Source organism: Streptomyces sp. NBC_00448 (assembly GCF_036014115.1).
GTDB lineage: Bacteria > Actinomycetota > Actinomycetes > Streptomycetales > Streptomycetaceae > Actinacidiphila.
The window spans coordinates 4,479,437-4,493,869 of record NZ_CP107913.1; the positions used below are offsets into that span (position 1 = coordinate 4,479,437).

Here is a 14,433-nt window from a genome sequence, read left to right on the forward strand (position 1 = left end):
GGCCGCAGCAAGCCCGACACCCCCTCCGCTGGCCAGCCCCCGCGGATCGCGACGACCACCCGTTCGTGCTGGCGACGAAGGCTTCGAACCTGTCGCGCTTGAGGTAGAGGTCCCAGCAGTTGTCCGCGAGGCCGGCCGGGTCGAGGGACTCCGGCAGGGTGCTCGGATCCCACTGCCCGGCGACAAACTTGGCCGCGTCGCTGATTGCCGGAGGGTGCACACCGCAGCGAGGTTGCGCCTGTTGAGCTTCTTTCACTCCCTCGCAGGTAGCCGGTTTCAGCCCCTTGTCCCTGCCCATCCCATAAGCTGTCCTGTTCGCCGTCCGCTGGGGGAGCGGACTCCGGAAGATCCCATGCCACAAGACGAGGAACCAACCAGAGGGGTAAAGGGGTGGACGGCATCGCGCGGCGTGCTCGGGTGCAAAGGATGCATACCGAGGCGCAGAAGTGGGCTGACGCACTGATCGACTTAGGCCCGTACAACACACTGTTGCATTTCAGGGACACCAAGAGCACCACCGTCGACATCACTGACTGCCCCCAGGAGGCCCTGGGCCGCGTCGTGGCCGGCGGCAAGGTCCGCCTGGCATCCCTCTTTCCTGACTCTGTGGACCACAGCACCGCGTGTGCTCGGGCACGCGGGTTGCGCCGGAAGGTCGTAGAACTGGACGAGGAGCAGGGTGTGGAGGCGGGGCGTCTGGCCCATGGCCTACTCAACATCGCTGTTCCGACGACCAGGGGCGTTGTGCCCGTGCCGCCGCTTCGCGCCCCGCTCCTCCTGCAGCCGTTGACGATCTTGCCGCGCACCGTGGCTGAGAACGACTTCGTACTGCAGACGGGTGGCGAGGTCGAGATCAATCCCGTCCTGCTCTACGCTCTCGACCGGCAGTACGGGATGGACGGCAACGCGGAAGATCTAGCCGTGAAGGCGGCCAACGCGTTGGAAGAATGTGTTGTTCCAGGCGACCGCTTGGGAACCGTATACGAGCTGTTCGAGCAGGCACTCCGCCGAAGCAGGCTGACCGTCACGCTGGAGAACCGACTCGTCGCAGGCGTTTTCAACTTCGACCGGCTGCCCATGGTCAACGACCTCCGCAACTCAGCAGAACTGCTCGCTGAGCACCCGGTCATCGCCGCACTGGCCGGTGAGGAGGAAGCAACCCGGTCTCTCGAGGCCCCCAGCGGCGGTCGTGAACCTGTCGGCGCGGATGAGATCCACCCCCGCTCGGAGTACCTCGTCCACGACGCGGATTCCTCCCAGCAACGGGCTATCAGTGCTGCGCTGGCCGGAGAGCACCTGGTCGTAGAAGGACCCCCTGGAACAGGCAAGAGCCAGACTATCGCCAACCTCATCGCGGCGTTCTCTGCGCAGGGGCGCAAGGTGCTGTTCGTCGCGGAGAAGCGCGCTGCCATCGAGGCGGTGACCGACCGGCTGGCCCGAGTGGAACTGAGCGGTCTTGTTTTCGACCTCCACGCGAGCAAGCTGAACCGGCGCCAGATTGCGCAGCAGCTTCAGGAGAGCTTGGAGCGTGCCGGCCAGGAACAGAAACCGCGCTTGGGGGACCTGCACCATCGACTCGATTACTTCAGACAACGGTCGGGAGTCCACGTTCAGGAGTACCACCAGCCCCACAGCCCGTGGCAGGTGAGCGCCTACGACGCGTTGACTGCCTTGCCCGGCTGTCCGCCGGCGCACCACACCCGTCGACGGATACGCGGCCAGGCCCTGCAGAGTATGGATCGCACCGCCTTGGAGCGCGCTGAGCGGGACCTTCGGAGATTCGTCTCCACCGATGGGCTGCAAATCCGCCGTGGCGAGTCACCATGGGCGCGCACCGCAGCGCGGGACATCGACGAACTGAGACCGGCGCTGGACGGCTTGGATGTGCTGACTGGTGCTGTGTTCTATGACACCCGCCGCGAGATGGACGAGCTCATATTCACGGCAGGGCTACGGCCTCCTGCAGGCATAGCCGGGTGGCAGGAAGTCCTGAGCCTTCTGCAGGCAGTCGCAGCGACTCTCGAGCAGTTTCAGGAGGGTGTATACGGACCGCTCTTGCCTGATCTCGTCGCGGCAACGGCCGATCGCGCGTGGCGGCGCAGCAACAACGCGAAGCTGGGATGGACCCGTCGGCGCCCACTGCTCAAGGTGGCGCGCTCTCTCCGACGCGACGGATTACGGGATCGTCGGGCGCTTCATCAGTCGCTCTCCGGTGCCTGGGCACAGAGTCAACGCTGGAAGGCCCTTGCAGCTACGGCGGACGCCACACCTGCGGCCGTACCGGGGTTGGCAGATGCCATGCAGCATTTCGGCCTCGTCCGCGAACGTCTCCTCGCGGTGGCGATGTGTGCACGGCTGGAGGGCTGGGAGACCAAGCCGACTCAAGAGGTCGCCGACGAGATCGAAAACCTGGACAACGACCGGCAGACGCTGCTCCATATGCCCGAGCACAACCAGCTCACCGACCGTCTGCAAGCCGCGGGCCTCGGTCCACTGCTCGACGACCTTGCGCGCCTGAACGCTGATCCCGACACAGCCGTGGGCACACTGCACTTTCTCTGGTGGTCGTCGGTTCTCGACGAGATCACACTCAAGTCCTCCTACATCCGCGGGTTCAACGCACGTGAGCACGAGCACAATGTCGCCGAATTTCGGCGGAGTGACAGCGAGCATCTGGCCGCTAACGCTCAACGTGTCCGTTATCAGGTGGCCACCCGGCTACGGCAGGTCCGTGACGTGAAGAAGGACCAGAACGCGCTCGTACGCAGCCAGGCAAGCCGCAAGACACGCCACCTATCGCTGCGCAAACTACTCGAAAGCGCCCCGGACGTCCTGCTTGCGGCAAAGCCCTGCTGGGCGATGTCGCCGTTGGTCGTCAGCCGCGTCCTACCAGCTCGCCGGCTGTTCGACGTGGTGATCTTCGACGAGGCGAGCCAGGTCCTGCCGCACGACGCCATCGCGTCGATCATGCGCGCGCAGCAGGTCATCGTTGCGGGCGACCCTCATCAGCTGCCTCCCACGTTCTTCTTCACTCGACAGCACAGCGGTGCTGTTGACCAGAACGACGAGAGTGAGGAGGAAGAGCTCGTCGATGTCCCACCCGACGCCTTCGAGTCGCTGCTGGACATGCTCAGTAGCAAGCTCCCGCAAGTTCATCGGTTGCGCTGGCACTACCGGAGCACCGACGAGCGCTTGATCGCGTTCTCGAATCACCATATCTACGACGACGACCTGGTCACGTTTCCAGGAACGACGGTCGAGAGTCCGGTCCGTCTTGTCTCGGTGGACGGTCACGCGGAGCCCGGTCAAGCAGGTTCGGCCCCAGAGGAAGTCCAGCGTGTCGTAGAGCTGGTTCTTGAACATGCAACCGTCCGTCCGGACAAGAGCCTGGGCGTGATCACCATGGGCCAACGCCACGGCGACCGCATTGAAGCCGCCCTGCGCAGCGCACTGAGCGACCGCCCGGAACTCTCGGAATTTTTCAGTCCGGAGGCAGGTCCTGGGAAGCGATTCTTCGTCAAGAATCTCGAGCGCGTCCAGGGTGACGAACGCGACGCCATCATCCTGAGCATCGGGTACGCCAAGGCCGCCAGCGGTCGGCTCAACATGTCCTTCGGGCCGCTGATCAATGAAGGCGGTGAGCGGCGACTGAACGTCGCCGTCTCGCGAGCCAGAGAGTCCATGACCCTCGTCAGTTCATTCACCCACCAGGACTTCGATCCAGAGCGACTCAGGGCAACCAAGCACCGGGGACCGGGTTTGCTGCGCGATTTCATCGAGTACTGTGCCAACCGCGGAGACCTGGGGCGCACGAGCACACTGCATGCGGAATACCAGCTGAATCCGTTTGAGCAGCAAGTATTCGACGTACTGGAAGCGCAAGACATCCCGGTGACGCCCCAATTGGGCGTGGGTGAGTATCGAATCGACTTCGCCCTCGGGCATCCCGAACGTCCGAGTCAGATGCTTCTTGCCGTGGAGACGGACGGCGACCGCTACCACCGAGCACCCAGTGCCCGTGACCGGGACCGGCTGCGTCAAGCTCATCTCGAGCGCCTCGGGTGGCGCTTCCACCGCATTTGGGCCGCCGACTGGTTCCGCAACCCAGCCCACGAGACTGCAAGGCTGGTCGAGGAGTGGAAGGGTGCTGTACAGGACGTTCAGCGAACCCCGGCCCTATCAGAACCACAAGCACCGCCACCGCCTGCCTCCGAAGACCAGAGTGAGGCTCGGCGCCGGCCACGCCCGGCGGTCGTGGCGGGCATGCGCATCATTGAGTACTCCGACAGCGACCTGACCGCCATCGCTTCCTGGATTCTAAGCGACGGCTTCCAACTCGACCGCGATGCGCGCGTAGCGGAAGCCATGGCCGAGCTGGGCTTCAAGAAGCGCGGCAAGGTCATCGTCGATCGTCTGGAGCGAGCCTTTGATCGTGCTCAGCAGATCTCTGACAAGGAGAACCTGGGATGACGCAGACACTCGACCCGATGACGGTGGAACGCCTCGCCCGCCTCATCGTCGACATTGATGGTCCGTTCGAGCGTCGTGGCTACCAACTTGCCCAGCTCTTGGAGCGAGTCGATTGGCCGGGCAGGGAGGAGTACGACGGCTCACCTCGCGTCGCCTGGCTGACCACCGTGATCAGGGAAGGTACCGACGACTTCGCTGCTGTAAGCAGGCTGCTCTGCCGTGTCTGCGACCCGATCGAGTACGACGACGGACTGCCCTCGGCGGACGTCATGCGCAAAGAACTGAACCTTGTGCTCGCCTCGGAACAACTGGCGGTCATCTACGTTGCCGGCCGCCCGGTCCTCAGCGAAGTCACGACCGACGGCAGTTCGACGGTCTTCAACGTTCCCGACGACCTCGAATCACGCATCCGTCAGCTCGTCAGCAGCGAGGCCTTCCTGGCGCAGTTGATGACTCGAGTGAAGGAAGCGCGCATCTGCGAGGAGCACGGCGCCTACGGCCTGGCCCTGATCGGTATTGGCAGTTTCACGGAGGCCATGCTGCTTGACGTTCTCACACATCGGGATCCGAGCCTCCTGCAAGGCATCCCCGTGCCCAACACCACAAAGACCTCTGCCCCCGAGCGTGCCAGCTTCTCGCTGCTACTGGACACTGCCAGGAACCGCGGGTGGATACAGATGGATGCTCACGACTTCATGAGCATCGTGCGGGAATACCGGAACTTCGTACACCTGCGCGCACAGCAGAAGCGGGGCGTGGATCCCGACCGAGACACTGTGGGGCTCTGCTGGGGTCCGGTCCTCGCCGTCATCAATGACTTGGAGGCCAGTAAGCGGTAGGCCCCGCGTATTCGAGTACTCAGCGGCCCTTCGCCCAACATGGCCGAAGGGCAAAGCTGTTCGGCGAGGACCATCGACTGCTTGCTCCTGGGCGGCCAGGTCGGCTGCGGGTCCGCCACGCCCGTGGAGGACCCCACTGCGGGGCGGGGCCTCTCTCTGTTCTGTTCGCCGAGTGTGGATTGCCTGCCAGACCCGACTTACCGCAGGGCCATTCGCCGCCGTAGTCGTCGGCCGCGACGAGGAGAGTCAGAGATCGACCAGGTCACCGTCGTGAACCCGGACGAGGCCACTGCCACCGTGCGCTGCATCCTGGGGCCGGCTCGTCGCGGCGCCCGCTTCGACCGCATCCGCGGCTCGGCAGGAGCAATCGACCTGGAGCTGACGCAGATCCTGGCCCACTTCGGACGTTCCGTCGACGAACTCGACCCCATCCACACCGCGCTGGTGACCCTCCGGGGCACAGGAGTCCAACTCCTGACCTCAGCCACTCCGCGCTCCGGCTGGCAGGCGATCCAGGGGATCAACCCGCCGCCATGACCAAGCCCATCCACAGGTATTGACTATTGCTCCGAGTACGTCCCCCAGCGAGTTCGGAAGGTCGCCGTGCTGGCACGCCCAGCGCCGCAGCGTCTGCGTGGCCACGTTGCAACTGAGAGGCTGGTACCCGTCCGGGCTGACCGAGCGAAGCCAGTAGGGGCCGTGGCGGGTGCCGTCCGGGGCGACGCCGCCGCCCGCGTAGTCATCGCGGAACTGTTCGTGGCCGATGACCGCTGCCAGCAGTTCCCCGTCTTGGCCGCCTTGCCGAAAGCGGAAGGACTTCAGGTCGACCCCCCGAAAGCCGTGGGTGCTGCCCTCGGGGAACACCTGCTCCCGGAAGTTCACGAAGGTCGGGCCTACGAAATCCAGCTCGATCACTGAAGCACGCTACCCCGAGGGCGGCTTGGCGGCCGATGGCGGCTTCACGGAACCCCGACCAGACCGGGTGCCACCGAATCTACGTCCTTCGGTGGCACCGGCCGTGCCCAGCGACTTGTTCCTACGGGCTCCCCTCCCGTGCACACAGCAACCGATCGAGCGTGTCGACCGGTGAGGTCGGATGCATGCTCAACCGGGCGTCGAGCGCGGCCTCCCACTGCGCGGTGAGTCCGGCCGTCAGCCGCTTGCGCATGCTCGGCGTCACGTGGGCGTAGCGAGCCGAGACCGAGCCGTCGAAGTGGCCCATGCGGTCGTCCATGAGGACCTTCTCCGTGCCCAGGTCCTCCATCACAGTCCGGTGGGTGTGCCGCAGGCCGTGCGGGGTGAGCCCCTTGGCGATCGGGGTCCAGCAAGCATCGGCTCGGCCCTCGGAGTTGCGTCCCCGCACCGGGATGCCTGGCCAGGGCTCGCCGACGAGCGGCACAGGTCGGGACCCGCCCCTCGACCGGTACGCCCCCGAGACGGCCGGGACGAACAGCCACGAGGCGAAGCTGCTGCGGCGCCAGTGCGGGGTGTGTCCGACGATGGTGCCGCCACGTACGAAGCCAAGGTCGGCGATGGCCTTCTGCACACGGATGCGGGTGGCTTCGGTGACCCGGTCCGGATGGTTGAGGACGTTAGACACGGTGCCGGCGGAGGTGCCGGCCCGTCGGGCGACGTCGACGAGTTTCGCGCCGTGGTGGCCCCCGGTGCGTGCTGCCCGGTGCCCTCGGAAGACGTACGTCGTGCCATGGCAGGAGCACGGGGTCGGCTTGGTTCGGGCGATGTGGTCGGCCAGCAGGGCTGTCAGCCAGGGCGGCAGGTCGATGGTGCGGTAGCTGTCGTCCTTGGGCGGGCAGCGCACCATTTCGCCGTCGTCGAGCTGGTACAGCTGCCACTCGACGCGGATGGCGCCGGGGCGTACGAAGCCGGTCTCCAGGCCGACGATTTCACCCCAGCGCATGCCGGTGAAGGCCATGAGGATCACGGCGACGAACTCGTCGTCGCGCCCGGACAGGAGAGCCGCCCGCTCGGCGATGAGCAGGGCGCCGAGCGGATCGGTGATGGTCTTTTCCGGTCCGCGGTTGCGGGAGCGGCCGGCGCGCTTGCCCCGTCCGCGCCGTGTCGTGGCCGGATTGGCCTCGATGAGGCCTTCGTCGACGGCGTCGGCCAGGATGAGGTGGAGCACCGCCCGCCAGGTCTTCACGCTGGCGGCGGCGTACTGCGCCTTCTCCTTCTTCTCCCACAGCGCGACGTCGGTCCGCAGGATGCCGCCGAGTGCCTTGTCCTCGAAGTCCGGAAGCAGGTGCTCCTCGATGTGCCGCCGATAGTTCTGCATGGTCGATGCAGCCAGGTCCTGGACGGCATACCAGCGACTGGCGTACTCACCGAACGTCTCCTGACCGAGCGCGGGATCGCGCCACTTGCCGCGCCGGAACGCGAACTCGGCCTCGTCCGCGGCCCGCTTCGCCTCCCGCTTGGTCGGGAACTTGACCACCGCGCCTGCCGCGTCGACGACGGTGCCGTGCTTGCCTGGCGCGGTCTTGAACCGGCCGCGCCAGTAGCTTCCCCGCTTCTCCGCGAAACCCATGGTTCCTCCTCTCCAGTGTCGCTCTACGCGGCCGTATCGAACTGGTCGCGGCGTAGCCGACGGGGAGAACGCGCGCGAAGGCGTTCCACCTGGATGGGATGGGCAGCCCTGGACGCGGGCGGCCGGGGAACCGGCCTCTGAACGGCCACGTCGAGCGCCGGCATCCCCGCCGGGCGCTCCTCGTTGAGGCGGATGATCTCGGCGAGGTGCTCTGCGGTGAAGCGGTACGCGCGGCCGACCCGCGTGAAGGGGATGAGGCGTCGGCGGGCACGGTCCTGGACCCACCAGGCGGAGCAGCCGAGGACGTGGGCTATCTCCTCGGGGCGGTAGAGCCGGGGCACCGGGGCCTCGTGCTGGGGACGTTCAGGCATGGGCGGTCGCCTCCTCCGCGCGGGCGCGGGCAGGGGAGGTCGCGGGCATGGCGGGGTGACGCACGGGGTGTCCTCTTCTGGCGGCGTGGGGAGCGGCAACTCCGTGGGCTCGCCGGTGTGGTGCTCAGGGATGGGCGGTGCGGTGCGGGGGCTTGCAGGCGGGGCTATTCGGTGTCCTTCAGGTTGGGGCTGGGGCGGTTGCGCAGTTGGTACGGCTGGGGCAGGCCGGTGAGTTCTTCGGCGACAGCGAGGGACGCGGCGGCTTCGGCTTCTTCGCGGACGTCGGGGTGTTCGTCGAGGTAGGCGTCGAGGGCGTCGCGGGCCTGGGCGGCGGCGAGGTTGGCCATGTGGGAGGCGCGGTAGGCGCGTCTGATGTCCTCGACAAGCTCCGTCGCGCGGGCGTGGGCGGCGAGCCTCGGGGGGCCGACGAGGTTGGTCAGGGAGATGCCGAAGACCTCGGCGAAGCCGAGAGCGTCGTCGACGGTGACCCGGCGCTGGCCGTTCTCGATCCGCCACACGGCGGAGGGGTTCATCTCGTAGCCGGCGGCGTTGAGGCGGTCGGACAGGGCGTTGGTGCTCCAGCCGCGGGAGTCCCGTTCGAGCTTGATGCGCACCGCGACGTTCTCCTCGCCGGCGAGCTGGTTGATGCTCGGGGCTGGCAGGTCCTCCTCGTTGTCGCCCACCCACGACTCCTTCCGTTCGTAGTACCTCACTGCAATCCGCAGGGAGGCTACTAGGATACACGCCATTCTGCCGATTGCAAGTAGTTGCTGCGATCCGCAGAGATGTGGTATCGTCCTATCATCCCCCGCACCCTGCCCACCGACCACCCACACACGACAAAGCCCCCGGCGCTGACACGCCGGGGGCTGAAGCAGAACCCTCGAAGACCGCCCATCCCTGAACGACCAGTACCGGCATACGGCCCCGGGGTTGCCGCCCCGAAGCCCGCCAGGAGAGGAACTTCTGTGAACCAGCGTACGGCCCCGCCCGCCGTGCTCGCACCCCCCTCACCGCAGCCCGCCCCGAAGGCGGGGTGCTGAGGCATGGCCCGGATACGCACCATCAAGCCCGAAGCCTTCGCCTCGGAGTCCCTGGCCGCAGTATCCCTGTCGGCCGAGCGGACCTTCTTCGGCCTGCTCACCCCGGCCGACGACCACGGCCGCTTCCGCGACCAACCCGCCGTCATCGCCGGCCTGCTGTGGTCGCTGCGCCCCGACCACGGCCCCCTCGGCGTCGAGGACGACCTCACCCAGCTCGCCGCCGCCGACCTCATCTGCCGCTACGAAGGCGACGACGCCAAGCAGTACCTCCACATCGTCACCTGGCACCACCACCAGAAGATCAACCGCCCCAGCGGCGTCCGCGCACCCGTCTGCCCCCACCACGAGGCCGCCGGGAGCAGTGAGCCGTCACGACGAGATAGGCGAGCCCTCCGTGAGGAGTCAGTGAGCCCTCACGGAGGACTCGCTGAGGACTCACAGCAAACGCATGCACTCTCACTGAATCGCGGACCCGCAGGTCAGGCGGGGTTCAACGAGCCCTCACCGAGGGCTCACGGAGGACTCAGTGAGCCGTCGATGAGCCCTCAGGGTCCGGATCTAGGACCTAGGATCCTGGACCTAGGATCAATCCCTTCGGGGGCGCAAGCGCCCCCGCGGCCAGCCCCACCGTCTCGGCGAAGCAGCTCATCGGCGAGTACGTCGCGGCATGCGCGCACCGCCCACCGGAGAAGATCCTCGGGCACCTTGGCCGGGAAATCCACCAGCTCCTGGGCGAGGGCATCGCCGCCGACTACGTCCGCGCGGGACTGGACCGGCTCAGGGCGAAGGGGCTGAGCCCGAGCGTCCTGCCGAGCCTGGTCAACGAAGCGATGAACGCCACTCCGGCAGGGGCCAACCCCCGGACGGTGCACCGCGCGTGGACCAACCCGGCAGACGTCGAGGACGCCTACGGCGGTGACCTGTGACCACCGCCACCCGCGAACCCCGCACCGCCGCCGGGGCGGTGAGCCGTCTCACCGCGATCCTCGCCGACCGGGGCATCGACCCACGAGCCGAGGTCATCCCGGAGCCGGAGCCGGTCACTGCGCTGCAGCTTGCCGACGCCCGCATCCCGCCCCGCTACCGCCACGCACTGGCCGACCACCCGCGTATCACCGCCTGGGTCACCGAGATCGCCCACACGGGCAGGCCAGGCCCCGGCGGGGTATCCGGCATCGCGACGGGGCCGTCGCTGCTGATCGCCGGACCGACCGGCACCGGCAAGACCCACCAGGCGTACGGCGCGATCCGCGCGCTGCTCCGGGCTGGGGTCAGGCTGCGGTGGGAGGCAACGACCGTAGCCGACCTGTACGCCGCCCAACGCCCCCAACCGGGCAGCGACCCCGAGCAGCAGCTCTGGCGCCTGGCCCGCAGCCCACTTCTGCTGCTGGACGACCTCGGCGCGGCCAAGCAGTCGCCGTGGACGGAAGAGTTGACCTACCGCCTGGTCAACCACCGCTACAACCAGCTCCTGCCGACCCTGGCCACCACCAACCTGCCCGTCGCCGAACTCCGCGATGCCGTCGGCGACCGCGTCGCCTCACGCCTCGCCGAGATGACCGACCGCGTCATCCTCACCGGCCACGACCGCAGAAGGCGCACCACCGCCTCGTAACCGGCCCCGGGCCGCCCCGCGGACCCGCTGTCACGCCACTCCCACCGCCTCGCTCCTCCGCTGACGCCTGCCCGCGCGCGGAAGCAGAACCCACACCCGGAGTTCCCGCATGCCCCCGAACACCCGCACCACAGCCCACCAGGCAACCGCCTGGGACCGCGCAGCCGTCGCGCTCCTCGGCGCCGCCGGCTGCACCCTCTCCTACGACGCCCTCCAGCAGATCGCCATCGCCATCCACGTCCGCCCCGCCCTGACCTACCTCTTCCCCCTGGTCATCGACGGCTTCATCGCCTACGGCGTCCGCGCACTCCTCGTCCTGCGCAACGCCCCCTTCCGCGCCCGCCTCTACATCTGGACCCTGTTCGCCACCGCGACCACAGCCAGCGTCTGGGCCAACGCCCTCCACGCCGTCCGCCTCAACCAACAGACCCACACCAGCGGCCTCCACCTGGATGACACCACCGTCGGCATCCTGTCCACCATCGCCCCACTCGCCCTCGCCGGAGCCGTCCACCTCCACATCCTCATTACCCGGCAGCCCGCACCGAACCGCCGTGCTTCCGTCGATCCACACCCTGAACCGAAGGTCGAATGTGACCTCACTCGGACGCAGCCCACGCAGCCCCCGTCCCCGTCGGGCTCGGCCTGCGGATCCGAACCGCAGCACGGCATGGTCCCCGACTCTCAGCTCCGTTCCGCACAGCCGGCCCGGGTCCGCCGTATCGGCCGCCCGCCCAGCGCCGAACTGCACGAACTGGCCGACCTGGTCCGCCCGCTCTTCGCAGCGCACGAAAGCCCCACCCGGGCCGTGGTCCGCAACCACATCCGGACCGGAGGCCACACCCTCAGTGAGGACCGGCTGACCCAGGTCATGACCATCCTCCGCGCCGAGCGCAACCACCGTTGACCGGAAGTCTCCGCAGGCCAACCGGCGGACCACCCGTCGTGGTCCGCCCATCCGCTCGCCCCACCGGCAGGGCAGGGACCACGCCCGTCAGCCGCACTGAAGCAAGGGGCCGGAAAGGGGGTGGGGTCACGGATACCTCATCCAGTCCCGGACCGGCTGCCGGGGACCTTCCCACCCACCCCCCATGGCCGCGAGTCCCTCACGATCTCCGTCCGGCCCAACACCCCGCACCGTAAGCGCCACCACCGACAACGCCCCGAACCACCCCAGCCCCGAACGGAGACCCACACCGTGCACGGTCATCGCCACGAAACTCCCGCCCGCCCCGAAAAGATGCAGCCCAACCCAGCTCCAGGCGGAGCAAGTTGTGCGATCGGACACTCCCCCGCGGGGGGAGCGCCCTGCACGCGGTCCTGCGCCCCGGGGGTGGCGCAGGACCCCGGCCGCCAGGGGGCGGCCGGAGCGGGGTGCGGCGCCGAGGGCGGCCCCGCACCAGGGACAAGCGCGACGCCTACGCGCCCGCAGCGCCGTACCCGTGCGCGTCAGAACAAGCAGCGCGCCGCTGTCAGCGTCCGCCTCAGCACCACCGAACGCGCCCAAGTCAAAGCCGCCGCCGACCACACCGGCGCGAGCCTGGCGAAATTCATGGCCCAGGCATCCCTCGCAGCAGCCCACGACATCAACCGCGTCGCGGCGAACCTCCTCGACCTGCGCGGCACCATCCGCGAACTCGTCGCCGCCCGAACCGACCTGGCCCGCATCGGCAACAACATCAACCAGATCGCCCACGCCTTCAACTCCGGCGCCGACCCCATCGGCGCCGAAGCCGCTCTCACCGACGTCCGCCGCGTAGCCGCCCGCCTCGAAGCCGCCGCCCAGACACTGGCCGATCGGGCATGATCCCCTCCATCCACAAGCCGGGCTCCAACACCGCCGGCGCGATCGGCTACCTCTACCGCACCGGCCGCGGCCACGAAGCCCACACCGACCCCCACCTCGTCGCCTCCCTCGACAGTCTGGCCCCCGACCCCGCCCGCGACCCGGAGGCCACCTTCAAACAGCTCGCCAACTACCTCGACCTGCCCGTCCAGGCCGTCGACCCTTCCGAGCGCCCCTCCCGGCACGTCTGGCACTGCTCCGTCCGCACCGCCCCCGAAGACCCGACCCTCACCGACACGCAATGGGCCGACATCGCCCGCCGCATGGTCCACGCGACCGGCATCGCACCCGAAGGCGACGACAGCGCATGCCGCTGGATCGCCGTCCGTCACGCCGACGATCACATCCACATCCTCGCCACCAAGGTCCGCCAGGACGGCACCAAACCCCGCGACTCCTACTCCTACAAGCGCGCCCAAGCAGAGGCCCGCCAGATCGAAGCCGACTACGGACTGCGCCGCGTCACCCCCGGCGACGGCACCGCCGCCAAACGCCCCACCCGCGCCGAAACCGAAAAAGCCCACCGCGCAGGCCGCGCCCGTACGCCGCGCGAACAGCTCCGCGCCACCATCCGCACCGTCGTCGCCGTCTCCACCAGCCCCGAGGAGTTCTTCCACTACCTGGCCGGCAGCGGCATGCAGGTCGAAATCCTGCGCTTCCCCTCCGGGGACATCCGCGGCTTCAAAGTCGCCCTCGACGGCGACACCAACGCCCAAGGCCAGCCCATCTGGTTCTCCGGCTCCACCCTCGCCCCCGACCTGTCCTACCCACAGATACGCGCCCGCCTCAGCGCGATCGAACCCGCAGCCAGCATCTCGCGTCAGTCCAACCCCTGGCACCAGGCCACCGCCGCCACCGAACGCATACCCCACCACCTGGCCGGCACCGACGACGCAGCCGCCCAGGCCCACATCACCGCCTTCGCCGAAGCCCTCGACGCCCTCCCCCTCCACGCCCCCGCGAACCTGCGACCCCAACTCCGTCAGGCCGCCATCGCCTTCGAACGCGCCAGCCGCTCCCGCATCCAAGCCGACCACCAGCACGCCCGCGCGCTACGAGCGGCCATCCGCACCATCGCCAGGCAGCCCGTCGCCGGCGACGGCGCCGGGCTCGCGATGTTCCTCGACGCCGCTGTCCTCGCCGTGATCGCCATCCAGCGCTGGCACTCATCCCGCCACCATGATCAGCAAGTCGCGGCAACCCACCAAACGCTTCTCCATCTCCAGGCCAGCTACGGCACCGCATCCGCAGCGCCCTTGGCCGTGCTTACCCAGCGCACACCGCCACAGCAGACCGTCCAACGCTGGGAACACCTCATCCACCAGGCCGTCCCCACCCACGCCGACCAGATCGTCACCGACCCCATCTGGCCCGCCCTCGCCACCACCCTCACCAACGCCCAAGCCGCAGGCCACGACCCCACCCGCCTCCTCCACCAAGCAGCCGACCAACGAACCCTCGACGACGCCCGCTCCCCCGCCCAAGTCCTCACCTGGCGCCTCCAGCGCCTAGCCCAACGCCCCGCGCCGAGCCCGCTGGCCCGAGCGGCAATGGCCCGCAGCGCGCCCGCACGCCAAGGCGTTGCCTCGTCAGCAGCTTCAGCACCCCAGCCGCCGAGTACCAACTCCGCACCCAACCACCGTCGGAACCGCTGAACCGAACGCCCCCGGACGCGTCGTCGGATGATGAGGATTTGCGAGATCG

At 68.2% G+C, this 14,433-nt stretch carries 11 protein-coding genes and 1 pseudogene; 8 read left to right on the forward strand and 4 right to left on the reverse strand.

The genetic code is table 11. The features are described 5' to 3' along the window. Window positions 1-390: 390 nt before the first annotated feature. The 3 genes from OG370_RS18945 (at window position 391) to OG370_RS18955 (ending at window position 5,846) form a co-directional block, all read left to right on the forward strand. A complete protein-coding gene (locus OG370_RS18945) occupies window positions 391-4,470 on the forward strand; it encodes an AAA domain-containing protein (RefSeq protein ID WP_328465817.1) in 4,080 nt (1,359 codons plus the stop codon). Beyond that, window positions 4,467-5,309 (forward strand): hypothetical protein, encoded by an 843-nt coding sequence (locus tag OG370_RS18950; RefSeq protein WP_328465819.1) that lies wholly within the window; start codon window positions 4,467-4,469, stop codon window positions 5,307-5,309. The genes OG370_RS18945 and OG370_RS18950 overlap by 4 nt, the downstream gene beginning before the upstream one ends. A gap of 270 nt (window positions 5,310-5,579) precedes the next feature. After that, complete coding sequence (locus OG370_RS18955; protein ID WP_328465821.1) at window positions 5,580-5,846, forward strand: hypothetical protein; 267 nt, start codon at window positions 5,580-5,582, stop codon at window positions 5,844-5,846. Here the strand turns inward: OG370_RS18955 and OG370_RS18960 are convergent. The 4 genes from OG370_RS18960 to OG370_RS18975 all read right to left on the reverse strand — a co-directional run bounded on the left by OG370_RS18960 (window position 5,790) and on the right by OG370_RS18975 (window position 8,908). After that, the gene (locus OG370_RS18960; protein ID WP_328465823.1) at window positions 5,790-6,224 is read right to left on the reverse strand and encodes a hypothetical protein; all 435 of its coding nucleotides are present in this window, start codon (window positions 6,222-6,224) and stop codon (window positions 5,790-5,792) included. The two genes, OG370_RS18955 and OG370_RS18960, sit on opposite strands and share 57 nt — an antisense overlap. 121 nt (window positions 6,225-6,345) lie before the next feature. Continuing rightward, window positions 6,346-7,854: a tyrosine-type recombinase/integrase gene (locus tag OG370_RS18965; RefSeq protein WP_328465825.1), complete on the reverse strand. Its 1,509-nt coding sequence runs from the start codon at window positions 7,852-7,854 to the stop codon at window positions 6,346-6,348. 23 nt (window positions 7,855-7,877) lie between these two features. Further along, a complete protein-coding gene (locus OG370_RS18970) occupies window positions 7,878-8,225 on the reverse strand; it encodes a helix-turn-helix domain-containing protein (RefSeq protein ID WP_328465826.1) in 348 nt (115 codons plus the stop codon). A gap of 164 nt (window positions 8,226-8,389) precedes the next feature. Then, complete coding sequence (locus OG370_RS18975; RefSeq protein WP_328465828.1) at window positions 8,390-8,908, reverse strand: helix-turn-helix domain-containing protein; 519 nt, start codon at window positions 8,906-8,908, stop codon at window positions 8,390-8,392. A 363-nt stretch (window positions 8,909-9,271) separates the two neighbouring features. Between OG370_RS18975 and OG370_RS18980 the strand changes: the two are divergent. The 5 genes and pseudogenes from OG370_RS18980 (at window position 9,272) to OG370_RS19000 (ending at window position 14,384) form a co-directional block, all read left to right on the forward strand. Further along, a pseudogene (locus OG370_RS18980) lies at window positions 9,272-10,194 on the forward strand (hypothetical protein). After that, window positions 10,191-10,883 carry an ATP-binding protein gene (locus OG370_RS18985; RefSeq protein WP_328465830.1) on the forward strand — a complete coding sequence of 231 codons (693 nt, stop codon included), beginning with the start codon at window positions 10,191-10,193 and terminating at the stop codon, window positions 10,881-10,883. The pseudogene OG370_RS18980 and the gene OG370_RS18985 overlap by 4 nt, the downstream one beginning before the upstream one ends. A gap of 109 nt (window positions 10,884-10,992) precedes the next feature. Beyond that, complete coding sequence (locus tag OG370_RS18990; RefSeq protein WP_328465832.1) at window positions 10,993-11,790, forward strand: DUF2637 domain-containing protein; 798 nt, start codon at window positions 10,993-10,995, stop codon at window positions 11,788-11,790. A gap of 333 nt (window positions 11,791-12,123) precedes the next feature. Beyond that, window positions 12,124-12,690: a MobC family plasmid mobilization relaxosome protein gene (locus tag OG370_RS41505; protein WP_443060702.1), complete on the forward strand. Its 567-nt coding sequence runs from the start codon at window positions 12,124-12,126 to the stop codon at window positions 12,688-12,690. Then, complete coding sequence (locus OG370_RS19000) at window positions 12,687-14,384, forward strand: relaxase/mobilization nuclease domain-containing protein (RefSeq protein WP_328465836.1); 1,698 nt, start codon at window positions 12,687-12,689, stop codon at window positions 14,382-14,384. The genes OG370_RS41505 and OG370_RS19000 overlap by 4 nt, the downstream gene beginning before the upstream one ends. Window positions 14,385-14,433 lie beyond the last annotated feature (49 nt).

Bases quoted from the DNA above. Each gene is read 5' to 3' on its own strand.
- OG370_RS18950 (WP_328465819.1), top strand. From the start codon at position 4,467: ATGACGCAGACACTCGACCCGATGACGGTGGAACGCCTCGCCCGCCTC.
- OG370_RS41505 (WP_443060702.1), top strand. From the start codon at position 12,124: ATGCAGCCCAACCCAGCTCCAGGCGGAGCAAGTTGTGCGATCGGACAC.
- OG370_RS19000 (WP_328465836.1), top strand. From the start codon at position 12,687: ATGATCCCCTCCATCCACAAGCCGGGCTCCAACACCGCCGGCGCGATC.
- OG370_RS18965 (WP_328465825.1), bottom strand. From the start codon at position 7,854: ATGGGTTTCGCGGAGAAGCGGGGAAGCTACTGGCGCGGCCGGTTCAAG.
- OG370_RS18970 (WP_328465826.1), bottom strand. From the start codon at position 8,225: ATGCCTGAACGTCCCCAGCACGAGGCCCCGGTGCCCCGGCTCTACCGC.
- OG370_RS18990 (WP_328465832.1), top strand. From the start codon at position 10,993: ATGCCCCCGAACACCCGCACCACAGCCCACCAGGCAACCGCCTGGGAC.